The 24,483-nt window shown below is 60.2% G+C and carries 19 protein-coding genes; 10 read left to right on the plus strand and 9 right to left on the minus strand.

Features of this window, described 5'->3' with window-relative positions:
• Positions 1 to 768 carry a sulfite exporter TauE/SafE family protein gene (locus A0U94_RS01330; protein WP_077802210.1) on the plus strand — a complete coding sequence of 256 codons (768 nt, stop codon included), beginning with the start codon at positions 1 to 3 and terminating at the stop codon, positions 766 to 768.
• Positions 769 to 774: 6 nt separating this feature from the next.
• Here A0U94_RS01330 and A0U94_RS01335 read toward each other — a convergent pair whose 3' ends face one another.
• Positions 775 to 1,125, minus strand: a complete 351-nt coding sequence (locus A0U94_RS01335; RefSeq protein ID WP_062031726.1) for a hypothetical protein — start codon at positions 1,123 to 1,125, stop codon at positions 775 to 777.
• 265 nt (positions 1,126 to 1,390) lie between these two features.
• Here A0U94_RS01335 and A0U94_RS01340 point away from each other — a divergent pair, with 265 nt between their 5' ends.
• Positions 1,391 to 1,933 carry a cupin domain-containing protein gene (locus A0U94_RS01340; RefSeq protein WP_062109207.1) on the plus strand — a complete coding sequence of 181 codons (543 nt, stop codon included), beginning with the start codon at positions 1,391 to 1,393 and terminating at the stop codon, positions 1,931 to 1,933.
• A 122-nt stretch (positions 1,934 to 2,055) separates the two neighbouring features.
• On the plus strand, positions 2,056 to 2,478 hold the full coding sequence (locus tag A0U94_RS01345; RefSeq protein ID WP_149026637.1) for an STN domain-containing protein: 423 nt from the start codon (positions 2,056 to 2,058) through the stop codon (positions 2,476 to 2,478).
• Positions 2,479 to 2,490: 12 nt separating this feature from the next.
• Here A0U94_RS01345 and A0U94_RS01350 read toward each other — a convergent pair whose 3' ends face one another.
• Genes A0U94_RS01350 through petA form a run of 3 tightly spaced genes read right to left on the minus strand, consistent with a single transcriptional unit; the run spans position 2,491 to position 4,997 of the window.
• Complete coding sequence (locus A0U94_RS01350) at positions 2,491 to 3,192, minus strand: cytochrome c1 (RefSeq protein WP_077802212.1); 702 nt, start codon at positions 3,190 to 3,192, stop codon at positions 2,491 to 2,493.
• A complete protein-coding gene (locus A0U94_RS01355; RefSeq protein WP_077802213.1) occupies positions 3,189 to 4,352 on the minus strand; it encodes a cytochrome b in 1,164 nt (387 codons plus the stop codon). The genes A0U94_RS01350 and A0U94_RS01355 overlap by 4 nt, the downstream gene beginning before the upstream one ends.
• Positions 4,353 to 4,364: 12 nt before the next feature.
• Positions 4,365 to 4,997 carry a ubiquinol-cytochrome c reductase iron-sulfur subunit gene (gene petA, locus A0U94_RS01360; protein ID WP_077802214.1) on the minus strand — a complete coding sequence of 211 codons (633 nt, stop codon included), beginning with the start codon at positions 4,995 to 4,997 and terminating at the stop codon, positions 4,365 to 4,367.
• A gap of 176 nt (positions 4,998 to 5,173) precedes the next feature.
• On the opposite strand from petA, the gene A0U94_RS01365 reads away from it, so the two are divergent.
• Positions 5,174 to 5,647, plus strand: coding sequence for a c-type cytochrome (locus tag A0U94_RS01365; RefSeq protein WP_077802215.1), 474 nt, complete (start codon positions 5,174 to 5,176; stop codon positions 5,645 to 5,647).
• Between the two features lie 129 nt (positions 5,648 to 5,776).
• Entirely contained in the window at positions 5,777 to 6,430 is a 654-nt protein-coding gene (locus A0U94_RS01370; protein ID WP_077802216.1) for a TetR/AcrR family transcriptional regulator, read from the plus strand.
• A gap of 16 nt (positions 6,431 to 6,446) precedes the next feature.
• Here A0U94_RS01370 and A0U94_RS01375 read toward each other — a convergent pair whose 3' ends face one another.
• A complete protein-coding gene (locus tag A0U94_RS01375; protein WP_077802217.1) occupies positions 6,447 to 8,771 on the minus strand; it encodes a TonB-dependent receptor in 2,325 nt (774 codons plus the stop codon).
• A 234-nt stretch (positions 8,772 to 9,005) separates the two neighbouring features.
• Here A0U94_RS01375 and A0U94_RS01380 point away from each other — a divergent pair, with 234 nt between their 5' ends.
• Positions 9,006 to 11,312, plus strand: a complete 2,307-nt coding sequence (locus A0U94_RS01380) for a TonB-dependent receptor (protein WP_062031699.1) — start codon at positions 9,006 to 9,008, stop codon at positions 11,310 to 11,312.
• A 55-nt stretch (positions 11,313 to 11,367) separates the two neighbouring features.
• On the opposite strand, the gene A0U94_RS01385 is transcribed toward A0U94_RS01380, so the two are convergent.
• Complete coding sequence (locus A0U94_RS01385; RefSeq protein ID WP_077802218.1) at positions 11,368 to 13,125, minus strand: putative bifunctional diguanylate cyclase/phosphodiesterase; 1,758 nt, start codon at positions 13,123 to 13,125, stop codon at positions 11,368 to 11,370.
• 281 nt (positions 13,126 to 13,406) lie between these two features.
• Entirely contained in the window at positions 13,407 to 14,090 is a 684-nt protein-coding gene (locus tag A0U94_RS01390) for a Fe2+-dependent dioxygenase (protein ID WP_077802219.1), read from the minus strand.
• Between the two features lie 306 nt (positions 14,091 to 14,396).
• Here A0U94_RS01390 and A0U94_RS01395 point away from each other — a divergent pair, with 306 nt between their 5' ends.
• The 3 genes from A0U94_RS01395 to A0U94_RS01405 are packed head-to-tail and all read left to right on the plus strand — an operon-like array spanning position 14,397 to position 19,816.
• Entirely contained in the window at positions 14,397 to 15,569 is a 1,173-nt protein-coding gene (locus A0U94_RS01395) for a TolC family protein (protein WP_167369391.1), read from the plus strand.
• Entirely contained in the window at positions 15,566 to 16,729 is a 1,164-nt protein-coding gene (locus tag A0U94_RS01400) for an efflux RND transporter periplasmic adaptor subunit (protein ID WP_077802220.1), read from the plus strand. Before A0U94_RS01395 ends, A0U94_RS01400 begins: the two co-directional genes overlap by 4 nt.
• Before the next feature lie 9 nt (positions 16,730 to 16,738).
• Positions 16,739 to 19,816, plus strand: coding sequence for an efflux RND transporter permease subunit (locus A0U94_RS01405; RefSeq protein WP_077802221.1), 3,078 nt, complete (start codon positions 16,739 to 16,741; stop codon positions 19,814 to 19,816).
• Between the two features lie 22 nt (positions 19,817 to 19,838).
• Here A0U94_RS01405 and A0U94_RS01410 read toward each other — a convergent pair whose 3' ends face one another.
• Positions 19,839 to 21,770 carry a hypothetical protein gene (locus tag A0U94_RS01410; protein ID WP_408735618.1) on the minus strand — a complete coding sequence of 644 codons (1,932 nt, stop codon included), beginning with the start codon at positions 21,768 to 21,770 and terminating at the stop codon, positions 19,839 to 19,841.
• Positions 21,771 to 22,265: 495 nt separating this feature from the next.
• Here A0U94_RS01410 and A0U94_RS01415 point away from each other — a divergent pair, with 495 nt between their 5' ends.
• Positions 22,266 to 23,057 carry a deaminated glutathione amidase gene (locus A0U94_RS01415; protein WP_077802222.1) on the plus strand — a complete coding sequence of 264 codons (792 nt, stop codon included), beginning with the start codon at positions 22,266 to 22,268 and terminating at the stop codon, positions 23,055 to 23,057.
• Between the two features lie 34 nt (positions 23,058 to 23,091).
• Here A0U94_RS01415 and hydA read toward each other — a convergent pair whose 3' ends face one another.
• Positions 23,092 to 24,480, minus strand: a complete 1,389-nt coding sequence (hydA, locus tag A0U94_RS01420) for a dihydropyrimidinase (protein ID WP_077802223.1) — start codon at positions 24,478 to 24,480, stop codon at positions 23,092 to 23,094.
• Positions 24,481 to 24,483 lie beyond the last annotated feature (3 nt).

Here is a 24,483-nt window from a genome sequence, read left to right on the forward strand (position 1 = left end):
GTGCATATTGCCCTTGAGCTGGCCTGCGGTGTTCTGATCGGGTTTACGCTGGGACTGATCGGGGGAGGCGGGTCCATTCTGGCCGTTCCTCTGATGGTCTATGTCGTGGGTGTGAAAAACGCCCATGTCGCCATTGGAACGAGCGCCATGGCAGTGGCGGTCAATGCTCTGGCCGGGCTGGTCAGCCATGCCCGCGCCGGGACGGTCAAATGGAAATGTGCGGGCATTTTCGCGCCCTGCGGCGTGGCAGGCGCGTTGATCGGAGCGGCAGCAGGCAAGGCGGTCAATGGCGAGAAGCTGTTGCTGTGTTTTGCGCTGCTCATGATCGTCGTGGGCGTCCTCATGCTGCGGGGGCGCCGCAACAAGGGCGAGGCGGGGGCTGCGTGCAACCGCCAGAACATGCCGCGCGTCATGCTGGCCGGGGGCGGGACAGGGCTGCTGTCCGGGTTTTTTGGAATTGGGGGCGGGTTCCTGATCGTGCCGGCGCTGATCGCCTGCACGCGGATGCCCATTCTCAATGCGGTTGGCACGTCCCTGGTCGCGGTGGCGGCGTTGGGGTCGAGTACGGCATTGAGTTACATGCTCTCGGGCTATGTGGACTGGACGATGGGTCTGCTGTTCGTTGCGGGCGGTGTGGTCGGCAGCTTGCTGGGAACCCGTGCGGCGAAGCGTCTTTCAGGCTCCGGCCCTGCACTGACGACGTTCTTTGCCTGCGTCATTTTCACGGTTGCGGCTTACATGATCTGGAAGAGTCTTGCCGCACTGTAAAAGGCATCAGTCGAGGCCGAAATTCGGAAAAATCGTGAAGCAGACCATCGAGAAATAGAACATGACCGCCAGCAGGATGTGACACATATAGAGCGGTGCGATCATGGCGCCGCGCCTGCGGAAAAATGCCATCAAAACACCGAAGGCTGCGATGGCGACAGCGAGTGCCACGTTCAGCATGAGACGGTTGTCACCATTGCTGATGGCAATGATGAGGAAGACCGCTCCCACGATGGCCGATCCGACGTGAACGGGCGTGAGGAAGCGGAAAGGGCGTTTGTAGCGGGCCGCGAAAATGGCGAGCCACACGCCCATGATGACCGTGAGGGTGAAACACCCCGTCGAAACATACAGCATCAGTCGTCCATCCTGTCTCTGCTAAAATCGCGGAGCCTTGACTGGAACAGCCGGAAGTCCGCACACGCCGTTCTGGGAGTTTGTCTACTCCAGAACGGCTTTGCGGGCCATATGTTCCGGGCTCACATGCCTTTGTCCGAAGAACGGCCCGGACAGGAATACGAAAAAATAATACTACCCCCCGGTATAACGATTTTCATGGTTTCCTTTCTGTTTCGATATGACATACTCATGACACGGAACAGGATAAGGGGCATGGGACAGGATGGATCTGGGAGCACGCCTGCGGTTTGTCCGGACGGCCAGGAACCTGTCACAGCGTGAGCTGGCCAAGCGGACCGGCGTCACCAACTCCACGATTTCCCTGATCGAATCCGGAGATATGAACCCCTCCGTCGGGACGCTCAAGCGTGTTCTGGACGGGATTCCCGTCACGCTTGGTGAATTTTTCAGTATCGCCCCGGAAGGCGGTGACAAGATCTTTTACCGCGCGGACGAACTGCTGACATTCGAGCAGGGGGGCGTGGTGTTCCGTCAGGTGGGCGCGCCATCATTCGGCAGGACGCTGCAGATCCTGCGGGAAAACTATGTTTCCGGTGCCGATACGGGGGCTGCGGTCTATGCCCATGAAGGCGAGGAAGGCGGCTTTATCCTTCACGGGCGCGTGGAAATCACGGTCGGAGACCGGCAGGAGATCCTTGGGCCGGGGGATGCGTATCATTTTGACAGTCGCCAGCCCCACCGGTTCCGATGTCTGAGTTCCGAAGGATGCGAAATCATCAGCGCCTGTACGCCGCCGACGTTTTAAGCGTTTCGGTCTGCTCTTCAAAAGAACGGGAGGGGTAAGGCGTCCTTCCGGCTGTTGCGTTTCTTCCTCTGGCCGGCCTGCCAGCAGTATGAGGCGGGGTGTGCCCAGAAGGAGTCACGGGCATGCGAGACCGTCCGTATCCTGAGTATTTGACATGGCGTCGTCTCGCATCCGGATCTGTGCGGATGGGGTTGCGGGTGATGGTCTGTGTGTGCGTTCTCAGCGTGCCTGGATGGGGAGAAACCGTGACGCGGACGCCTGATATCTGTCCGGTTCGCAAAGCCGACTTGCAGATCGACACAAAAACCCTTGCAGCGGCTGTCGCAGAGCTGGAGCGCAAGACGCGATGCCCGGTTCTGATGGACGACGCGCTTTTGCAGGACGGGAGCAGCGTGGCCGTCAGGGGGCAGTATACGCCGCGGGATGCGCTGGTGCGGCTGCTTGGAAATGCGGAGCTGGACGTGATCGAGACGGTTCAGGGGTTGGCGGTCATGCCCCTGACCTATCGCGAGGCGCATCGTATGGATCGTGCCTCGCATCTGTAAGCACGACAGTCATCAGGGGCGTGATTTCCAGATCCTGCGTTGCAGCAGGAAGGTCAGGATCGCCATCAAGGCGAGATAGGTGAGGACGTAGAGGCCGATCCGTCTGCGTTCTGCTGTGTGCGGGTGTGCGACGTCGTTGAGGAAGGCCGAAACGTCGGTTGCCATCTGTGTGGTGGTGGCTTTTGTGCCGTCCGGATAGGTCAGCATGCCGTCCTGAAGGGGTGGAGGCATGCCGATATGCTTCCATTTCAGGGCCGTGTTGTAATAGCGGCCGTCATCAAGTTTTACGCCCGCAGGTGTGGGAGCATAGGACAGGAGAATGCGCTGGATCTGGTCCGGGCCGCCATGCAGCGTCATGGCCAGCCGGGACAGATCGGGCGGGAGCAGTCCGTGATTGGCAAGGCGCCCTATGGCCTCGTTGGGATAGGGCGAAAGGATGGGATCGGCGGGTGTGGCGGGACGGGTTTTCGGGTCGCCATTGTCGTCCGTTCCGTTCGGGATCTGCTGATCGGCCGCCCAGTTGCGGATGGCGTCCGGTGACAGTCCGAAGGCGGCCATATCGCCGTAATCGACATGGTCCATGCCGTGGCAGGCGGCGCAGACCTGCTGAAAGACGATCAGGCCGCGCTGGGCCGGGGTGCTGGCGCAGGCAGGGAGCGCGGTGAGAAGAGAGGCGAGGCTGGTAAGCACGAGATCCCGGAGCAGGCGTCTCATGATGTGATCTCCCGTTCCGAGACGAGCGGCATCACCACCAGAAAATGGATAAACCACCATGCCATCGCCACCCGGCTGAGGATCAGCCATGTTTCGGTCGGCGGATGCATTCCCGCGATGCCCAGCAGAATGAACGACACAAAAGCCAGCGGCAGGGACAGCCGCACCAGTGGGCGCCGTGTGGCCGGACGGGTGGGTGAACGGTCCAGCGAGGGCAGGGTGAACAGAACGGCCAGACTGCCCACAGCGAGGAGCAGCCCTCCGAGGCGGGACGGCACCGCGCGGAGAATTGCGTAAAATGGTGCAAAATACCATTCCGGCCGGATGTCACGCGGTGTGACGAGCGGATTGGCCTGAACATAATTGTCCGCGAGCGTCAGCAGGTCGGGCAGGAAAAAGACCAGCCCGGCATAGACCATCAAAAACAGACAGAGCGCGAAGCCGTCCCGGCTGGTGTAATACGGATGGAACGGCAGGGTCTGTTTCGGGCTGACAGGGTCAATGCCGGAAGGGTTGTTCGGCTTCACCACATGCAGGGCCGCAACATGCAGGGCGATGACGGCGAGGATCGCAAAAGCCATCGTGAAATGCAGCACGAACAGGCGGTGCAGGGCCGTGTTTCCCAGCGTTTCGCCGCCCAGAAGCAGTTCGGAAACCGGCTTGCCGATCAGGGGAATGGTATGGACCGCGTTCAGGACCACCGTGGCGCCCCAATAGGACATCTGTCCCCAGGGCAGGACGTAACCCGCGAACGCCGTGACCATCACCATCAGCATCAGGCCCAGCCCCGTCAGCCAGAGCAGTTCGCGCGGGGCTTTGTAGGAGCCGTACCAGAGGCTGCGCGCGATATGGATGTAGAGGCAGGCGAACAGCATGGTCACGCCGCCCATATGCAGGCTGCGCAAAAACCAGCCTGAGGGGATCTGCCGGTCTATGGCTTCGACGCTGGCGAAGGCCTGCGTAATGTCGGGGGTATAGTTGATGGCGAGGAACAGGCCGCTGGCGACCATGGCGGCCATTGTCACGATCAGGAACGCGCCGAAGCTCCACAGGGCATTGAGGTTCCGGGGCATCGGAAAGGCGATGTATTCTCGGCGTAAAACGCTCATGACGGGCAGGCGCCGTTCAAGCCAGCCGGGAGTTTTCTCGGGTATGGGCATGGGGGCCGGTCCTCAGATCTGCTGGATGTCGGACATGCTGAACCCCGGATCGCCCGCGCTGTGGCCAATGCGGATTTTCGTGTCGGAGAGGAACGTCACGGGCGGGACCGGCAGATTATACGGCGCGGGCGCGCGTTGTGCGACGCGGCCTGCGGCGTCGAAATGTGAGCCGTGACAGGGGCAGAAATATCCCCCCGCCGCCTCGGGCGTCGAGCCGGGTTTCTCGAAAGACGGGACGCAGCCCAGATGGGTGCAGATCCCCACCAGAACGCCATAATCGGGGCGGACCGAACGGTGCCAGTTCGTGGCGTCCTTCGGCTGCTGGAGCATTTTCGAGTCCGCGTCTCGCAGGGTAGCGATGTGGCCGGGCGTCTGTAGGGCGGCCAGCATCTGTGGTGTGCGATGCTGGATGAAAATGGGCCAGTCCTGCCACTGCACGGTCATGTCCTGTCCGGGAGCAAGAGAGGACAGATCGACCTCCAGCGTTCTGTCGGAAAGGGTCGTGGCGACCGGGTTTTTCAGGCTGTTGAGGAAAGGGAGGGCAAGGGCGCAGGCACCCGCGCAGCCCAGTGTTACGGTTGCGGTCGTCAGCAGATCGCGTCGTTTCGTGCCGCCCGGGGGAGGGGGTGTCTCGCTCTGGGTCATGCGGAACCTCTGCCAACTGTGCCGGACCCCGGCAGGAAAGATGCGCGCAGGATAGGCGGATTTGCGGTTTCGAGAAAGACGCGGGCCGCCGTCTGGAGGCGGTAGCTTTCAGACGAACCGGGAGGTAATGTGTTTCAAACTGCTACGGCAACGCATATTCCGGAGGGCTTCGGGCCATGACGAAGAGACATGGGTTCAGGATCATGCTGGCGGGCCTTCTCGGCGTGGGGCCGTTCGTGACCTCGGCGGCGATGGCGGCGGATGGTGCAGCCCTGTACGCGGGGAAATGCGCGATGTGTCACGGTCCTGCGGGCGCAGGCCGACCGGGTGCTTTCCCGGCATTGGCGGGACGGGTTGGTGCAATTGCGGCCTCATCCGAAGGGAAGGCGTATCTTGCTGCCGTTCTGGTGAACGGGCTGCATGGTCCGATCCTGGTGGAAGGGCAGTCCTATAAGGGCTTCATGCCGTCGTTCAAGGCGCTGTCCGATGACGATATTGCCGCTGTGCTGAATTATGCCGCGACTCTTGGCGGAGGATCGTCGTCCGGGATTTCTGCTCAGGAGATCGCCTCGGTTCGGTCTGTTCCGATGGATGCAGCAGCAGTTCAGGCCAAGAGAACAGCGCTTCAGGCGAGCCATGTGATTCCCTGATGGAAAATGGACATCTTTTGATATCAAATAAACGCAATTGCGTGTTGTAACGAAGCGTCCATCTCTGACTAGCTGCGTTAACTCAAGAGATCATGTCGACCGATAAAATGGTCAGGAAGGGGAACACTCATGTCGCAGACCGCAGTGACACATACTTTACCGCTAAAGCCAGTGCATGTTCCCGTTCGGGACCGCGCACTGATCCGTGCGCCGGGACGGCCCATCAATCTCAGCCTGAAAGACAATATCCTCGCGGCGATCGCGCAGGTTCTGGCGGAGGAAGGCTATCAGGGCCTGACGATCAGTCGCGTGGCAAAAGCCGCTGGCGTTTCGACCGCCACGGTCTATCGGCGCTGGCCAACCAAACAGGCGATGTTCTTCGATGCCATTCGTCTGTGGCGCGACGATCTGACGCCGCAGATCGACACGGGAAGCTTTGCCGGGGACGTAGACGAACTGATCGCGGCGCGTGTCCGGTTCCTCGCCACACCGCTGGGCCGTACTTATGGGACCCTGCTGGGTGAGGCCGTGCATGATCCACAGTTCGGTCAGGTTCTGTGGGAAACGAGCGTGGCACCTGCCCGTGCGCAGATGGCCCTTTTCCTTGAGCGTGCAAGTCGGCGTGGCGAGAAAGTTTTCTGCCAGGATCCGGATACGATTCTGGACATGCTGCTCAGCACAATCCACTTCCGGGCAATGAACATGCTGGGACGCGAGCCCATGAATACCGAGAAGAATCTTCAGGAAATCCAGTCGCTCGCGCACTGCCTGATTTCCTGCTGATCCGGCCCCGAGGTTTTCAGAAGCCGCAGGAAACTCGGCCGCCGATGAAGCGCGGCGGCCCGGGGATGTAGAAATAGGTTGTCGTCGCCATCCCGCCACTTTCGAAAAAGCTGCGGTTGAGCAGGTTGGAAGCGTAGATCGTGGCTTCCCATTTTCCCGATGAAGGGCGAAGGGTCGCATGGGCGCCGAGCAGGAAATAAGGCGGCAGGCGATAGAATCCGGTGCCGCCAACCGCGATGGCCTGGCTGCCACGATACGACCAGTCCGGCCCCACATCGAGCCCCAGAGCTGAGGTCAGAGGCTGCCGCCATTCTGCCTGACCGTTCAGGGTGAGTTTAGGCTGTCCGTTGTCCACGCCAGCGAAATTGCTGTTGATGGCCCGCCAGACGCCTGTCTTGGCATAGGCCGCGTTCGTGGCGGCGCGGTTGACGTTCAGGAAGTCCTGATAATTCCCGCGCTGCCAGCCGATGTTCTGCGTCACGAAAACATGGCGCACGGGGTGGAGTTCGATCGTCCCTTCAAAACCCCAGCTTTCGGATTTCGGGACGTTCGTGATTTCGCTGAGCGGGCCGTAATTCGGGATCATCACTGTTCCAACGACCTGCTGGCCGTGGAAGTCGTTATAGAAGGCCGCACCGTTCAGGCGCAGGACATTGGGGATGGGATCGCTCTTGAAGCCGAGTTCGTAGGTCAGCACCGTCTCCGGTCCGAACGGATCAAGCTGGGCCTGGATCTGGGTGTTGTTGGCGCTGAAACCGCCAGGTTTGAAGCCCTTGCTCATCTTGTAATAGACGAGCGTGGTTTTTGTCGCCTGCCATGAGACGCCGACCTGTCCGGCAAACTGGGCTGAGGCCGTGCTCTCACCGTGGAAGGCCGTGGTCTTGCCGCCGAAGATTTCAGACGTCAAGCCCGGCAGGCTGCGGTCGTCAATTTCGTGCAGCAGGCCCGCAAACAGCGTGACGTTATGGGGCAGCCGGTAGCTGACATGGCCAAATTCGGACGTGCTTTCCTGATTCATGGAAAAGGACGTCGCCATCATGTAACCGCGGGCCGCATAGTCGGTGTAGTCGAAGAAGAAGCGCTGTTTCATCCGGCTGCGCTGGTAGAACGCGCCGACGACCCATTGCAGGCGGCTGTCGGGATTGCTGGAGCCCAGACGCAGCTCCTGCGTGAAAGCGTTGGCACTGATGGTGCGGTAGGTGTCGGCTTCGGCGCGCGACGTGCCGTCCTGATCGGTGTATTCGCCCTGCCGCTCGGTCTCAAATGCCGTGACGGAGGTGAGTTTTGCAAACCCGAAGTCATGGTCCATATGCAGGTCCCAGCCCCAGAACTGGTTGTGTTCGCTGGGTTTGAGCCCTTCCGGACGTCCGATCAGGTTTGCGAACTGTGGCCGCATGGACCATTCGGCCTGCTGCTGGCCCAGATGCGGGAGAGCGGCTGTGCCAATCAGGCGATGGACGGCCTGACTGGTCACGACCTGACTGTTGTCCTGCACGAAATGTCCGGACAGCAGGACCGTGGTGCGGTTGTCGTCCGAATGCCAGCGCAGCTTGCCGCGCAGGGCATAGGAGTCTGCATCGCCCAGATGGGCACCGTTCTGCGGGTCGGTCTGCCAGCCGCCACCCTGCCGGATCTGTCCGGCCAGACGGAAATCGAGCCCCTTGGCGATCGGGCCTGAAACATAGGCTTCGCTGCGGCTTCGGGCATAGGACGCAATGTCCTGACTGGCCCCGTAATGCCAGCTGCTGGTCGGGTCGGCAGTGCGGAAGCGGATTTCGCCGCCGGTATCGGACTGCCCGTGCGTGGTCCCGACGGGACCGGGTGCAACTGTGGCGTCCGCCAGATCGAACATCAGGCCGCTCGACATGGTCGATAACGCGAAGGGCACGTCATCGAAATAGGTCATGACGGTGGGGATGTTGTTCATGGTGAAGTCGTTGAAGCCGACGCCACGCAGATAGAAATTGGTCGAGGCCGTCCCGTTGATCGACTGGATCGTCAGATTGGGCGCCACGCGCTCCAGATCGCGCAGGGTTATAACGCCGCGCTGGATCAGGCGCTCTGCACTGAGGCGGGTATCAGCGTCGGGAAGATGCTGTGCGGCAGCGAAGGCGAAATCCGTGCGGCGTGCGGTGACGGCGATTGTTTCGGTATCACGGGCCTGAACGGACAGGGGGCCGGCTTTGCGCGGGACTGACTTCGCGACTGACGGATGGGCCTTCGTCCGATGAGGCGCGATAGCTTTTCCGGGCAGTGTCTTTGGTTTCTCCGTCGGGGCCGCGAGGGCGAGGGATGGGCCGAGAAGGCTGGCGCTCAGGAGAAGGGCCTTGCGAAGCGTCATGGGAAAAATCGGAGCTCCTGGGAAGGGCAGCGTCAGTCGTGGGCAGTCTGTCCGGAAAGGCGGACAAACCCGGCAATTCACGGTGCTTATATTGTACTTGTGCAACAGCGCCAACGCGCAACGCATCATGGCGGGTGAGGCGGCAGATTTCACTTGAATCGTTATGATATAACATAATAAGAGAGCCGCTCTGACAATCCTTCGTCTCTGCCTGCATCCCCGTCCGGAGGTTTCATGCCGTCTATTGTGTCTGCCCGTTCTTTTCTGCTGTTGCTGGGCTGCACCACCGCCCTTGCCGATTCCGCGTTTGCGCAGTCGGTAACGCCGTCTGCAACCTCTTCCCAGACGGCTGCGGCTTCCGCTGACGCCCAGACGGATGATGAGGCTTCCGCTGCCCGTTCCAGCTTCGGCCACACCGATGACCAGCATGGGACGACAACGACGGAAACAAGCCGCACGGGCGAAGATGCCGTTACTGTCAACGCCCATCTCGAGCGCGCCCGGGCCGCGCTTCAGCCTTCAACAGGGGCCACGGTCTACAATTTTTCGCGTCAGGCGATCGAGACCAATCCGGGCGGCGACAATGCTCCGCTGAACGCCCTGCTGCTTCAGGCTCCGGGTGTGGCGCAGGACAGTTACGGCCAGATCCATGTTCGTGGCGATCATAATGAAGTGCAGTTCCGTCTGGATGGCGTGGCCCTTCCGGAAGGCATGAGCGTTTTCGGACAGACGCTCATGACGCGCTTTGCCCATTCCATGTCGCTGACGACCGGCGCGCTCCCCAGTGAATACGGATTCCTTCAGGCAGGCGTGATCGATATCACCACGAAGAACGGATATTCGGATGCGGGCGGAGACGTTTCGATTTACGGTGGCGCGCGCGATTATTTCTTTCCGTCCGTGCAGTTCGGGGGTCATCACGGCAAGTGGGACTGGTTTGCGACGGGTGATTTCGTGCATAACCGTGTCGGTATCGAAAACACGACACCGAGCTTCAATGCCCTGCACGATCTGACGAACCAGTATCATTTTCTCGGGCATGGCCGTTACACGGTTGATGAAAATACCCGCATCAGCTTCACGGCCGGTGTGTCCAATGCGGAATACCAGCTCCCCAACAATCCGGGGCAGCAGCGCCAGTTTGCCAATCCGTCCTTTGCTGGCAGCGACCTGTCACAGCAGCTTTACGGCAATGGCGACAGCTCAAGCCTGAACGAACATCAGAAGGAAATTACGGATTTCGGCATCCTGTCCCTGCAGAAGGACATGGGCAAGCTGAGCTTCCAGACCTCCGCCGTGATGCGCTACAGTTCCCTGCGGTATTCGCCCGATCCGCTGGGCGACCTGGTCTATAACGGCATTGCACAGCGTGCGGCCCGTTCGGTCTTCTCGACGGGAACACAGTCCGACGCGACATGGCAGGCCGCGAAGGATCACACTGTCCGCTTCGGTTATCAGATCTATGTCGAACGAAATGTTTCCAAATCGGATTCAACCGTTTATCCCCAGACGGGTGAAGATGCCGACGGGGGTGCGGTTTATTCCGACAATCCGCTTACCATTCATGATGGAACGGGCCGTACGGGCTGGATGTACGGGCTCTATGCCCAGGACGAGTGGCGTCCGCTCAAGAACCTGACAGTCAATTATGGTCTGCGTTTCGATGGCGTGGATGAATATACGCACGCCAAGCAGGTCAGCCCTCGCCTGAATATTGTCTACAAGCCCTGGCATGGCGGGACGTTCCATGCGGGATATTCCCGTTACTTCACGCCGCCGCCGTTCGAGCTGGTGGGAGGCACTTCGCTTAACAAGTTCGCCAATACGTCTGCCGCTCCAGGAACGTTCCTGAACAGCAACGTCAAGGCCGAGCGTGACCATTATTTCGATGCGGGCTTCTCTCAGACCATCCTGCCGGGTTGGCATGCCTCTTTTGATGCCTATGTGAAGCTCGCTAAAAACATGATCGACGAAGGCCAGTTTGGCTCTCCCGTCATTCTGTCGGCGTTCAATTACCGTCGCGGTCAGGTTCATGGCTATGAATTCGCCACTGACTATACCCGTGGTGCCTTCAGCGTTTACGGCAATTTCTCCTGGTCCCGCGCGATCGGAAAGGACATCACGACCGCCCAGTGGAACTTCGATCCGGACGATCTGGCCTATACCAGCAAGCGCTGGATCCATCTGGATCACGATCAGCGCTGGACCGCTTCGGCAGGCGGAAGCTATTCCTTCTTCCACAGAACCGGCCATCCGCTGCGCCTGTCTGCAACGATGGTTTACGGCAGCGGCCTGCGGGCTGACGGTGCAACGCCCAACGGAGCTTCGGTTCCGCAGTACGCAACGTTCAACCTGTCGCTGGTCCAGTCCTTCAAGGATCTGTTCCACGTTCCTTTCCTCAAGCGGACCCAGCTTCGTCTGGATGTGACCAATCTGTTTGACCGGACCTATCTGCTGCGTGATGGCAGTGGCATTGGCGTCGGGGCACCGCAATATGGTCTGCGTCGTACGATCCTCACCGGTATTGATCAGCGTTTCTGAGTAACACGACCTGACGGGCTGAAGCGCCCGTCAGGTCATCCCGGTACAAGGACTTTTACAGAAGCGCTTTGTACCGGATTTTTTCCAGCGCGGCCGGGATGTCCATCACAGGCACCGCTTCGCACAGAAAATCCCCCTGCACGAAATCGCATTCCATTTCCAGAAGTGCGCGAACCTGCGAGGCGCTCCTGATACCTTCGGCGACCACCTTGCGTCCGAGGCTGTGCACGATGTCAATCACGCCCCTGATGATTGCCGCATCGGTCCCGTGACGCTCCAGCCCGGCTACAAATGCGCGGTTGATCTTGACGTAGTCGAACGTGATGGTCTTGAGGTGGGTCAGGGACGCAAATCCCGTCCCGAAATCGTCCAGAGAAATCTGGACTCCCTTGCGATGCAGCGTATCGAGTTCTCGCTCAACCTGTTGATGGTGTGGCCGCGAGAAGATGTTCTCGGTAATTTCGAGCGCCAGGGAATTGAGTGGAACGTTCATACCATCCGCGAGGCTGTCGAGCTTTCGAAAAAAATCGGTATTCTCAAAATCACAGGACGTGATGTTAATGGCGATCCGCTCAAAACGGACGTTCTTTTCACGGAGTCTGCTCATATCTTCCATGACCCTGTGCGTCACGAAAGTATTCAGGGTCATGGTCAGGCTGTGATCTTCGAAAACTTCGGGGAAATATTGCGGAGAGAGCACTTTATGCTGCGGATGGTCCCAGTGCAGAAGGGCTTCGAACGAAATACGTCCCGGAACGCTCAGAGAAAAAATGGGCTGGTAGAAAACCTTGATGCTCTGGTCGCGCAGGCCACTCTGGACGCGTCGGCGGAGACGGGCAGCAAGGTCCAGCTTCTCTTCCATGACAGGATGGTATTCCCGCATGCGGTTCCGGCCTTCTGTTTTGGCAGCATAGAGGGCCAGATCGGCGCATTTCAGAAGGGTTTTTTCCCGTGCATCGGACAGGGGTACAGACACATACCCGATACTCACGGTGCAGGCATGGGTCATGGTCCGGTTGCGGATGCTGAAGCGCATCTGCTCCAGGATGTCCTGAAGGATTGTCTCGAACAGGACCAGAGTGTCGCCCGTCATGAGGACGGCAAACTCATCGCCTCCAATGCGGGCGATGAAGCAGCTGTCGCTCTCGAATTCCTGTAGCTTTTCGGCAACCTTGCGCAAAAGGCGGTCGCCGGAATCGTGGCCGGACGTATCGTTGATCGTTTTGAAGGTATCTATGTCGAGCAGGGCCAGGCAGATATGGCTTGCGGTGCTCGTACGGAGTGTTCTGCGCAGGGTATGTGAAAAATGAAGCCGGTTCGAAATCTTGGTCAGGAAGTCTGTATTGACGACTTTCTGCAGTTTCTGCCTGCTTGATTTGAGATGGTTTTCAGCCTGTTTGCGGTCGGTGATATCAAAGCGGATGGCCACATAGCTCGTGACTTTTCCGCTTTCCGAGATATGAGGGACGATCGTGGTGTCGACCCAGTACAGACTGCCGTCCTGGCGCCGGTTGCAGATCTCGCCATGCCAGACATTGCCTGAGGCGATCGTGCGGTACATCTGGCGAAAGAATTTTTTGTCATGCTGCTTTGAGCGCAGCATGCGGTGATCGTTTCCGATGAGCTGCTCACGGGTGTAGCCGCTGATTTCCTCAAACCGGTTGTTGACGGAAAGAATACGGCCGCGGGTATCGGTGATGGCGACAATAGCGGAGCAGTCCAGAGCGTGAAGGACAAAGTCATCACGGGCTCCCTGTGGCCAGTTCTGGACAGAATTCAGGCTTTGCCTGAAGTCATCCCTTTGCTTTTCCATCACCCGAATTGACTCTCTCGATAGGAGAATTGACTATTATCCTACAATAATTAAACGTTCGTTAAAAGGCTGTCCGGGTGTGTTCGGGTGAATCTTCGCCGGCTCTGTTGCAGAGTTTTTTCTTTTCTGCGCTGATTATGTCAGCTTTTATTTAATTTCTTTCAGTAGAGACGGCTTTCAGCGGATTGCCGAGGCGATCTGATCTTTCATAACGCCTCGGTGATGCGGTTGAGAACCCGCCTTTCTGTTTTTATGTGTGTCGGCAGGGACGGATATGGGGGTCAGAGTTCCGCCCACTGTCGCAGAAGATTGTGATAGGTCGAGGTCAGGCCAAGGACGGCGGGGTGGCTGTCGGGCAAGGACTTGCGGGTCTCGATGATGGAGCAGTCGAAGTCGTAGAGCAGTCTGCGCTTCGTATCGTCACGCACCATGGACTGCGACCAGAAGAATGAAGCCCAGCGGCTGCCGCTGGTGATACGGTTGACGCTGTGCAGGCTGGTCGAGGGATAGAGCACCATGTCGCCCGCGGGAAGTTTCACGCTCTGGGTGCCGTAGGTATCCTGAATGACGAGTTCGCCGCCTTCATATTCGTCCGGGCCGGTGAGGAACAGCGTTGAGGAAACATCAGTGCGGATGCGCATGCCCGTGCCGGGGACGGGGCGGATGGCGTTGTCCACATGAGCGTCGAAATGCATGCCCGTATCGTAGCGGTTGAAAAGCGGCGGGTAGACGCGCAGCGGCAGGGCCGCGCTGTTGAACGTCGGATTGCGGCCTAGGGCGCGCAGGATGGTTTCCCCGAGTTCGCGGCATTCCGGAGAGTCCTGCGGGATCTGGAGATTCAGCTTGGCCCGTGCGGACTGTTCTCCGGCCGTGACACGACCATCCGTCCACTCGGCCGCTTCCAGCCTGTTGCGGAAATGGCGGACTTCTTCGGGAGAAAGGACGTTCGGGATATGGATCAGCATGGATGTTGGGCCCTAGGGGAGTAAGGACGGACATTAAATGAGAGTGACTCTTAGCTTTGAGTCATAAGGCTGTTTGGGAAGAGGAGCAATTGACGCAGCAGCTGCGTGACGCACCCGGAATGCGGAGAGACAGTCGCATTTCTGTCCGTTGACACGTCTCGCCGGTCGGGGGATGAGACGGGAATGGCATTTCATTTCCTTTGTGTTGCGCGGTCTGCAGGGGGCGCGTGCAGGCTGTGGGCCAACGTGGGGCTTCTGGCTGTCATCTGTGTCGCAGGCGCAGAAAATGGCCGTGCCGAAGGGAGTATGACAGCACCGCTTTCAATGCATGATGCGATTGCCGCGGCGTGGAAAAATGATCCCGTCCGGATCGAACTCGAGACCAATCAGGAGTCTGCGGATGCGCGGGCGAAGGCAGCTCAGTCCTGGTTCGCGGGTGGCCCGACACTGAGCGGTGAATACTATGATGACCGTATCAGCGGGGACAATCATGGGTACATCACCTGGCAGGGGGGTGTTTCGGTGCCGCTCTGGCTGCCCGGACAAGGCACGGCCACTGAGAACGTTGCGAAGGCCGAAGCGAAAACCGCGACCGTTCGCCTGGATGTGGAGCGCATGTCCGTTGCGGTGCGGGTCGTGGATGCAACCGGGGCCGCGATCATGGCGATGCGCCGGCAGACTGCGGCACTGGCGACGGTGTCCGCATTGCGCAGGATCGAGGCCGATGTGCAGCGGGCCGGACATGCGGGCGAGACTGCGATGTCCGACCAGCAGGCCGTGGAAGCACAGCTCGCCCAGGCCCGGACCGAAGCGGACATGGCCGCCGAGGAAATCGAAACCACTGCGAGCCAGTTGCGGACCCTGACCGGCCTGCCGGGGGTGCCGGATATCACGCAGGCGGATGACCACTGGCTGGAGCTGACGCGTGCCAATGACGGACGCTGGGTCGAGGACATTGATCCGCGTGTGCGGGCAACGCATCAGGCCGTGATTGCGGCGCAGAACCAGATGAAGCTGGTCCGCAGGAGCTTCATGCCCAACCCCGAAGTTGGCGTCGATGCGATTGATCAGGGGCAGTATGGGAGTCCGTGGGATACGCAGGTGGGCGTCAATCTGCGGGTGCCGCTGCCGAGTGCAGTGACGAATACTCCGCAGGAATCCGCCGCCCGGGACCGCATGGCTGCGGCAACACGACAGGAAGTCGAGGCGCGCCGGGCCGTGCGGAACGAGATGGCACAGGTCCGGGCACGGCTGGTAGCGGCGACCGGCGCGCGCTCTAATGCCCGCGTTGAAGCCAGTTCCATGCTGCACCGGGCGGACGGGATGGAGCGTTCCTGGCGGGTGGGCGAGACGCCGCTGATCGAGGCGCTGCGGGCCCGGACGGATGCGTATCGCGCGCTGCTGGATCTGAACCGTGCGGAGATTGCCTGGCATGCGGCCGTTATCCGGATGGGCATTGCGACGGGGACCATTCCATGAGCCGCTTTTCACGTTTTCTGATCGTCGGGGTGGCTGCATGTGCTCTGAATTGTGCGCATGCGGCTGAATCGCCGGGCTGGATGCAGCCCCTGACACTGGGGGTGCAGGCGCGGGACGCGGAGCATCTGCGGACCGCGACCGTCCGTCAGGGAACACTGCATGACACGGTGTCGGCGCTGGCTCAGGTGAGCGCCGATCTCTCCCGGACAATCGTGATCCGTACAAGCGGGGACGGCAAAGTCACGGCGGTCCGGGTGACACCGGGGCAGACGGTGGAGCCGGGGCAGGCGCTCATTGATTACACCGATCATTCGCTGCATGTGCTGCATCTTCAGATGGAGCAGGATCAGGCCGCGCTGGCCTCGGCGAAAGCGACGCTGGGGGAAGCCGAACTGGCTTATCGTCGCGGGCAGTCGCTTGTCGGCAGTACGGTGTCGGTCGGGGAAGTGCGGCGGCGTCAGACGGCGGTGCAGCAGGCCCGCAGCATGGTTGTGGCGCGGGAAGCGGATATCGGGCTGATCGAGCATCGCCTGACGGAAGAGTTCACCTCCGTGACGGAAAAGATCGTGCAGGATGAGGCCTCCACGCTCATTTCGCCGGTGCGGGGTGTCGTACAGTCCATCCAGACCTCCGTGGCCTCTGACGTGACGCCGGGGCAGGCCGTGGCGACGGTCGTGGATCTGTCGGGCGTGTGGATCGTCGCGGATCTGCGGCCCGATGAAGTGTCCCGGCTGGGCGTGGGAAGTGTCGTGACGGTTCGGCCTTCAGGAAATACGCGGGCCGAGCCGTTCCATGCGAAAATTACGACGATTGATGGTGTGGCGGATCCGGTGACGGGACTGGTCAAGGTCGTCTGTGTTGTGGACCGGCCTGTTGCCTTCCTGCGACCGGGCGTCATGCTGGACGCGACCTTGGAAACCAGCGAGGCCGTCGAGGGCATGATCGTCCCGGCCAGTGCGGTGCAGACGATCGAAGGGCACGATCTTGTCTATGTCCAGACGTTGGAGGGCCATTACGCCCCGCGCGAGGTCCAGGTCAGGCTGGCCACGGATGAGAGCGCCGTCGTGCAGGGGCCTCTGAAGGTGGGAGACATCGTGGTGACGGAGGGCAGTTTCGTCCTGAAATCCATGTCGCTCGTCAGCGGGCTGGATACGGACTGACCGGGTTTCATGCTGCATTTTTTCCAGTCCAACCGTTTTGTCCTGCTGGGCCTGCTTGTCGCGCTGATGATCGGCGGGATTATGACCGTGCCGGGACTGCCGGTCGAGCCGGTACCGGATATTTCACCCAAACAGGTCATGGTTTCGGTCACCGCACCCGGACTGGCGACGGAAGAGGTCGAGAAGCTCATCACCTTCCCTGTCGAGGCCAGCCTGACCGGAATTCCAGGCGTTACGGATCTGCGGTCTGTGTCCCGGACGGGCGTGTCGGCGGTCTATCTCCAGTTCGATGATGCGACGGATATTGATCTGGACCGGACGCGGGTGTCGGAACGGCTGCAGGCGGCGCGGGACAGCATCACGCTTCCGGGCGTAAGTGTGTCGATGGGGCCGCTCGCAACGGGCATGGGCGAGATCATGCAGCTTCAGATCCGGGGCGGCGGTCTGTCGCTGATGGAACTGAACCGTCTCATGACCTGGACGGTCGTACCGCAGCTCCGGCTGGTGCCGGGCGTGGTGGATGTCAACGTCAATGGCGGGTCGGTCGAGACGTATCAGGTGGCGGTTGATCCGGCGCGGATGAGGGCGTTCGGTGTGTCGATCGGCGATATCGTTCAGGCCGTGGACACGAATAATGCCTCGTCGGGTGGGGGCTGGATTGCGCATCATGCCGAGCAGAATGTCGTGGTCGGGCGTGCGCTCGTGGGCAGCCTGGCGGATTTTGGCGCCATACCCGTAAAATTTGGCACGAATGGTCATGTGATCCGGCTGCGCGACATGGGCATTGTGTCCGCAGGGCCCCGCACGCGGCTTGGAGCCGTGACGCGCGACGGGCAGGGCGAGGCGGTCATTGGCGTCGTGATGATGCAGACCGGCGCAAGTTCGAATGCGACGCTGGATGCGATCCGGCATGTTCTGCCGACGATCCGCCAGTCCCTGCCGCCGGGTGTCACGCTGGAGCCGTTTTACAGCCGGGCGGATCTGACGGGCCAGACCATTCATACGGTTAAGGAAAACCTGTTGATCGGTGCGGCTCTGGTGCTGTTTGTGCTGGTGGTCGTTCTGGGAGACTGGCGGGCGGCGCTGGTGATCGTGTCCGTCATTCCGGCGTCCCTGGTCGCGGCGATGGCGGGGATGCGGCTGTTTGGCGTATCGGCCAATCTGCTGAGTCTGGGCGCGATTGATTTCGGGATGATCGTGGACAGCTCGCTCGTCGTGGTGGAACACATCATGGTCGAGCGCGGCGAGAACCGGGAAGGAAAGCCCTTTGCCGCGTTGACGGCGGAGGCTGCGCGCGCCGTGGTGCGGCCGGTGAGTTTTGCGATTTTCGTCATCATCATGGTCTATCTGCCGGTGCTCACGCTTCAGGGCATCGAGGGCAAGATGTTCCGGCCGATGGCGCAGACAGTCATTATGGCCCTGCTGGCTTCACTGGTTTACTGCTTCGTCTGCGTGCCGGTTCTTGCAGCAATGTTGATGCGCAATGTCCAGGCGGACCGGGAGACCGCTTTCGTACGGACCGTGCGCCGGTATTACGAGCCCGCTTTGCGCTGGACCGAGCACCATAGCGGGCGACTGCTGATCGTCACGGGTGTCGCATTTATCACGGCGGTGCTGATCGGTGGGCGGCTGGGTGGCGAGTTCGTGCCGCAGCTTGAGGAAGGCTCGCTGGTCGTGACCTCGACGCGCCTGCCCGGAGCCTCGCTGGAGACGGTGCTGGCTAGCGTGACGGCGGAGGAAAAGATCCTGCGTTCTTTCCCCGAAGTCCGGACGGTTGTGAGCAGCACGGGAACGGCGGCGATCCCGACCGACCCGATGGGGACGAACGAGACCGATACGTTCGTTTTCCTGCGTCCCCACGACGAGTGGAAAACGGCGTCCACCCAGACGGAACTGGTCACGAAAATCAATGACACCCTGCAGAAAACCCTGCCGGATGCAGCGTATTCATGGTCGCAGCCGATCCAGATGCGGATGGACGATTTGCTCGCCGGGGTCAGGACACAGCTTGCGATTTCGATCTATGGCGATGACCTGTCGGAGCTGAACCGGATTGCAGGAGAGGTCGTCACGACGCTGCAAATCGTGCCGGGCGCGGCGGATGTGGCGTTGCAGGGAAGCGGGACCGTGCCTTTCCTGCATATCGACGTCAACCGCGATGCGGCCGCCCGCCTCGGGGTCGCAGTGCCGGATATTCTAGCGGTGGTGGAGGCCGTGGGCGGTCATGTCGGCAAGCCCGTGACAGTGCAGGGGGCCATCATTCCCACGCAGGTGCGTCTGCGGGCGGATGCGGTCAGTTCGCCGGACAGGATCGGCCATCTGCAGGTGCGCCGGGCGGATGGGAAGGGCTGGGTTCTGCTGTCACAGGTCGCGGATATCGTGCTGTCGGATGGCGTGCCGCGCATCGACCGGGACAACATTCACCGCCGGGTGATCGTTCAGGCCAATATCCGCGGGCGGGACGTCAGTTCGTTCGTGGCGGCCGCGCAGAAAGCGGTGGTGCAGAATGTGAAACTGCCACAGGGCTACCGGATGGTCTGGGCCGGGCAGTTCCGCAATCTGCAATCGGCGCTGCACCGTCTGTTTATCGTCGTGCCGATCGCGCTGGCGCTGATTTTTTTGCTGCTCGTGGCGGCTTTGGGATCGTTCGGCGCGGCGTCACTCGTGTTTGCCAACCTGCCGATGGCGGCGACGGGCGGCATTTTCATGCTGGCGCTGCGTGGGCTGCCTTTCAGCATTGCGGCGGGGATCGGGTTCATCGCGCTGTTTGGCGTAGCGATCCTGAACGGTGTTGTGCTGGTTAGCCAGATCCGTGTGTTCCGGGAACAGGGACTGGCAGCGGCGGATGCGGCATTTCAGGCCGCGCGGAGCCGGTTGCGACCCGTTCTGGCGACGGCATCCGTAGCCAGTCTGGGCTTTTTCCCGATGGCCTTTTCAGGCGGATCGGGCGCGGAAGTCGAGCGGCCTCTGGCGTCTGTCGTGATCGGAGGGCTGATTTCTTCCACGCTCCTGACGCTGTTCGTATTGCCGACGCTTTATGCGCGTTTCTTTGGCCGCGACGATCAGGAAGCACCGGAGCAGAAGTAGGTCTGTCCGGTGCGGAGGGCTCTTACTGGAAGGGCAGGTAGCGGAAGTCGAAGAAGATCTGGCTCATGCTGGTATGCGGATCGCCACCGATGCCGGACCAGATCTGGCGTTGGGCATAGGCAAGCTGTGTGCCCGCCTCGACAGTTCCGAATTTGCCCTTGAAGAAACGCCACCAGCCGCCGATCGTGACTTCGGACACACCGCGCGTGTTGGCCGTGCAGGACAGGGCGGAGAGCTCCTGAAGGCAGCCAGTATTGGAATAGGCAGGGTTACCGTAGCCATAAGACCCGCCGTTTTCGTTAAAATAGGAATGGCCGACGCGTTGAGTGCCGAAATAGCCGTACACATCAATCCGCGGATTGGGATGCGCGATGATGCCTGCCTGCGCCTGGATGCCGAAAAGCGGATCGGGGCTGCCATTGGCCTTGAGCGTGGCGTCGGGGAGCAGGACGGAACCGTAGCGGTTGATGCCCCAGCCCGCGAGGCCAGCCATACGCAGTTCCAGTTTGCCGGGGATGAGAGGCAGGATCATGGAACCACCCGCTCCTCCGCCGACAGCGGTGTTGTTATGGCCGGTATGGCCCATGGTTACGCGGTCATGGGGGAAGTGCAGGATGCCTTCCACTTCGTAGTGACCCCAGACCGGATCGTAAGCGACCTTTCCAATGACATCAGGGGCGATTTCATTGGAAAAATTGGTCGTATCATTGGTCAGACCGACGCCGTTTTCCCCGATCGTGACGGTCGAGCCATTGGGCATCGCAACAGCGCCGTTCGTGTTTGAAAAGCCGGTCGTATCATACAGCGTGGCGGGGTTTTCGATGGAAAAGCCGGTCCACAGGCGGTGATGGAAGAAATCCTTCACTATGCGGACCTGCCACTGCCGGGACCATGTCTGGCCTGCAAGCATGGACGCCTCGATCGTTTCCGGAAGGCTTTCCTGACGTGCGACGATACCTGCACGACCCGGCGTCAGGAGGCTCCAGGCCTGACCGCCCAGGAAATGCCACCCTTCCTTGTTGTCGTCATAGGCGAGATAGGCCTGACGCATACGAAAGGAATAGCTGTTGCTCTCGTAAGGGTCGGTCGTGACCGCACCCGCGCCGAAATCAGACTCGAAGAAGCCGGAAATCGTCGCTTCCGAATCAATATTGCCGCGCGCCAGCAGGGACAGGCGGCTGTAACGCGCACCCCCGTCGAAATTGTTGGTGTGATAGCGCGGCTCGTTCGGATACGGCATGTCCTGCCAGTAATTGAATGTGTCCGAAGCGATATGACGGTTTTCGAGCACGGCGGCAGTATCGACGAACCCACCCAGCATGAGCGTGACGGGACCGAGATGGAAAACCCCATGATCGCCAACAGCGCCCGCAGCCTGCGCGCCGAGCGTTTCACGCGGATGGGGGCCGACGCCGTTTTCCGCGAAATGAACAAGCACGTCTTCGGCGCGATGTCCCACGACGGCAAGTTCCGATCCCCTGTCGGTGTCGACCAGGGCCCGTCCGGTCGGGGAGAGAGAGACCCTGTCGCGCCGCGCATGGGCGCCACGCATTGGCTCATAGCCAGAGGCGGCCGTCATCTCACGTTCGGAGGCGGGAGGATTGAGGGGGGCGTTCGCCTTGATTCCCGGACGGTGCAGCGAGGCCGTCGTGAGGCGGCCTGAGCGATTTTCCTGGGAGGCGGTCTGTTCGGCATGGGGGGAACTCGCACGCGCCGTAGATGCGCCGGAAGCATGATGCCGGGCGATTTCTTCTTTCAGGATGGCCATGTCGTGATTGATGGCGCGCTGTTCTTCTTGGACATGAGCCTGAGCGGCCTGAAGGCGGCTCATTTCCTGTTCCATTTTCGAAACAATATCGTCGTCTGCCCGCGCTGGTGCGCTCAGTGCGAGTGCACCCAGAGCCGTTCCAAGAAACAGGGAGCCGCGTCCCGAATAGCGCAGGGATCGCAGCATGTGAAAGGTGAACAGAATCAAGTAATCCCCCGTGTCAAAAGATGTCACGAGCATGTGCATGAAGCCGGGCCCGATAGCTCTTAAAAATATTTTCAGAGGAATGGCAGAAGCGCGGAAACCGCAGGGATGCGCGGAAAAATGACAATATTTTCGGAGGGGGCATGACCAACATAACGGAATCGTGAAGTCTTTTTTAAAGATGAGAATGTTGATCCGAGCTGAAGGAAGAAAAAACCAGGATGAATTTCGATAAAATTTGTCTAAAAATTTAGCAAAATAAGCTGATTAATATTATTAATACATTATGTTATTTGGAATTTATGTTTCATTTATCTCAATTTGTTTTAGAATTTATTTTTTCCTGATTCCTGTTTGAGGAATCTGTTCCTGTAATAAAAAGTATCAACCTCCTGCATCTTCACCGTAACGTACGGGTCGGGCATGCTGGGAGAACGGATTTGGGCGTGTGTCCACTCTTTTGGAAAATGGAATGCGATGATGAAAGTTGCTCTGGGACAGTTTGCTGTTGCGCCGGACTGGGAAACCAACCAGCGGCAATGTCTGGATCTGATCGCGCAGGCAAAGGCGGGCGGCGCTGAACTGCTGCTTCTGCCCGAAGGCATTCTGGCGCAGGACATCAACAATCCGGAGCTTCTGCCCCAGACGGCACAGCCACTGGACGGCCCGTTCATGGAAGGACTGCGCGCCGCCAGCCAAGGCATTGCCGTGGCGGGATGTGTGAATGTGCCGGACGGGCATGGACGGTTCTACAACACGCAGTTCGTCCTGCGAGACGGGGCGTTCATCGCACAGTACCGCAAGCTGCATCTCTATGATGCGTTCAGCATGAAGGAATCCCAGCGGACATCACCGGGGCTGGAACTGCCGCCCGTCGTGCAGATCGGTGACATGAAGGTCGGTCTGATGACCTGCTATGACGTGCGCTTCCCGGAACTGGCGCGTCATCTCGCTCTGGCGGGAGCCGAGGCCATACTGTTGCCCGCAGCCTGGGTCAGAGGCCCGATGAAGGAACGGCACTGGGAAATCATGGCCGTGGCGCGGGCTCTGGAGAACACCTGTTATGTCGTGGCGGTCGGTGAATGTGGCGCGCGGAACTGTGGCGCCAGCATGGTGGTCGATCCGCTGGGCGTGATTGCGCTCGCGCTGGGTGAATCGCCCGCTCTGGGTTTTGCCACACTGGATCGCGAGCGGATTGCCCATGCGCGGCGCGTGCTTCCGGTTCTGCAAAACCGCCGCTTCGCTGACCCGGTTCTGGCCGACCGGTAAGTCGGCCTTCACTCATGAGGCTGGGGCGAAAGCCTCAGCCCCGGCGTGACCTGAGGAAGCGTCCCGTGCCGGGTCGGGCGAGAATGGTGCCGTTCTCCATGGCCAGCACGCCTCTTTGGAACACCTTGACCGGCCACCCCTGAACCTGCCGCCCTTCATAGGGCGTGTAGTCGATATTGCTCTGGAACAGTGCGTTGGTGATCGTGACGGATTTCTTCGGGTCCCACAGGACGAGATCGGCGTCCGAACCCGGAGCAATCGTTCCTTTTTCGGGATAGAGCCCATAGCGCTGGGCCGGGGTGGTGGCGGTCAGACGCACGAAGTCCGTCAGGTCGATTTTTCCGCCGTTGATGGCGGCATCGTAGAAGACCGGCAGGCGAGTTCCGAGGCCCGGCATACCGTTGGGAACCAGCGAGAAATCCGCATCCCGGCCGTGGCGTCCCTTACCGACAGCGCCATCGAACGTATAGCCGCAGTGATCCGAAGAAATGATGCTGATGACGCCGCTGCGGAGATACTGCCACATGCCGTCCTGAGCGGCTTTCGTGCGTAGAGGAGGGCTACAGATATATTTCGTCCCCTCGAAACCGTCCCTCTTGAGGTCGTCTTCCGTCAGGGTCAGGTAATGCGGACAGGTTTCCGCTACGACCTTCACATCCCGGGACTGTGCGCGGGCGATCTCTTCGGCGACTTCGGGGCAGGAGACGTGAAAGATCTGGATCTTCTGGTCAACCAGTTCGCTCATCGTCATGGCGCGATATGTGGCTTCACGCTCTACGGCGGGCGGGCGCGAGGTTGCGTGCCCGTGCGGCTCGGTGCGGCCCTCCGCAAGATGCTGCAGGATCAGGTGACGGATGGCGTCATAGTTTTCGCAGTGGACGGATACGATGATGTCGCTTTTGCGGGCGGCTTCCAGAACCTGAAGAAACTGGCCGTCCGTCAGATGGAAATCGTCATAGGTCATGAAGACCTTCAACCCTGCAGCGCCACGCTCGGCCACGACGGGAATTTCGTCGCGGATGGTCTGTTCGTCAGTGCGGGTGATGATCTGGTGGATGGCGAAATCAATGCGGGAATTGCCGCCTTTTTCGCGATAGACGTCGAACTGCTCCACAAGGCCCCGGCCGGGGACGTGGGACGCGAAGCAGACGACCGTTGTGGTTCCGCCCAGCAGTGCCGATCCGGTGGCGGAGACGAAATCGTCTTCATGGATCGTGCCGTCGGCTTCTTCCTGTTCGATATGACAATGACCGTCAATTCCGCCCGGCAATACGAGCAGGCCGGTGGCATCAATCGTCTCATGGCCTTTCAGGTCGAAACCGATATCGACGATCTTTGAGCCGTTTATTCCGATATCGGCAGTATATTTATCCGTGGCGGTCACGATCATGCCGTTGCGGATAACGATGTCAAAAGTCGTCATGAC

Origin of the sequence: Gluconobacter albidus, assembly GCF_002005485.1 — a bacterium.
In the GTDB taxonomy this organism is placed as follows: Bacteria; Pseudomonadota; Alphaproteobacteria; order Acetobacterales; family Acetobacteraceae; genus Gluconobacter; species Gluconobacter albidus.

What these genes read in the sequence shown, in the direction of transcription:
- A0U94_RS01390 (WP_077802219.1), bottom strand. Translation starts at nt 14,090, where the DNA reads ATGCTGATCCATATCCCGAACGTCCTTTCTCCCGAAGAAGTCCGCCAT.
- A0U94_RS01365 (WP_077802215.1), top strand. Translation starts at nt 5,174, where the DNA reads ATGACGAAGAGACATGGGTTCAGGATCATGCTGGCGGGCCTTCTCGGC.
- A0U94_RS01400 (WP_077802220.1), top strand. Translation starts at nt 15,566, where the DNA reads ATGAGCCGCTTTTCACGTTTTCTGATCGTCGGGGTGGCTGCATGTGCT.
- A0U94_RS01380 (WP_062031699.1), top strand. Translation starts at nt 9,006, where the DNA reads ATGCCGTCTATTGTGTCTGCCCGTTCTTTTCTGCTGTTGCTGGGCTGC.
- A0U94_RS01395 (WP_167369391.1), top strand. Translation starts at nt 14,397, where the DNA reads ATGACAGCACCGCTTTCAATGCATGATGCGATTGCCGCGGCGTGGAAA.
- A0U94_RS01335 (WP_062031726.1), bottom strand. Translation starts at nt 1,125, where the DNA reads ATGCTGTATGTTTCGACGGGGTGTTTCACCCTCACGGTCATCATGGGC.
- A0U94_RS01340 (WP_062109207.1), top strand. Translation starts at nt 1,391, where the DNA reads ATGGATCTGGGAGCACGCCTGCGGTTTGTCCGGACGGCCAGGAACCTG.
- A0U94_RS01355 (WP_077802213.1), bottom strand. Translation starts at nt 4,352, where the DNA reads ATGCCCATACCCGAGAAAACTCCCGGCTGGCTTGAACGGCGCCTGCCC.
- petA (WP_077802214.1), bottom strand. Translation starts at nt 4,997, where the DNA reads ATGACCCAGAGCGAGACACCCCCTCCCCCGGGCGGCACGAAACGACGC.
- A0U94_RS01370 (WP_077802216.1), top strand. Translation starts at nt 5,777, where the DNA reads ATGTCGCAGACCGCAGTGACACATACTTTACCGCTAAAGCCAGTGCAT.
- A0U94_RS01405 (WP_077802221.1), top strand. Translation starts at nt 16,739, where the DNA reads ATGCTGCATTTTTTCCAGTCCAACCGTTTTGTCCTGCTGGGCCTGCTT.
- A0U94_RS01410 (WP_408735618.1), bottom strand. Translation starts at nt 21,770, where the DNA reads ATGCTGCGATCCCTGCGCTATTCGGGACGCGGCTCCCTGTTTCTTGGA.
- A0U94_RS01350 (WP_077802212.1), bottom strand. Translation starts at nt 3,192, where the DNA reads ATGAGACGCCTGCTCCGGGATCTCGTGCTTACCAGCCTCGCCTCTCTT.
- hydA (WP_077802223.1), bottom strand. Translation starts at nt 24,480, where the DNA reads ATGACGACTTTTGACATCGTTATCCGCAACGGCATGATCGTGACCGCC.
- A0U94_RS01415 (WP_077802222.1), top strand. Translation starts at nt 22,266, where the DNA reads ATGATGAAAGTTGCTCTGGGACAGTTTGCTGTTGCGCCGGACTGGGAA.
- A0U94_RS01385 (WP_077802218.1), bottom strand. Translation starts at nt 13,125, where the DNA reads ATGGAAAAGCAAAGGGATGACTTCAGGCAAAGCCTGAATTCTGTCCAG.
- A0U94_RS01345 (WP_149026637.1), top strand. Translation starts at nt 2,056, where the DNA reads ATGCGAGACCGTCCGTATCCTGAGTATTTGACATGGCGTCGTCTCGCA.
- A0U94_RS01375 (WP_077802217.1), bottom strand. Translation starts at nt 8,771, where the DNA reads ATGACGCTTCGCAAGGCCCTTCTCCTGAGCGCCAGCCTTCTCGGCCCA.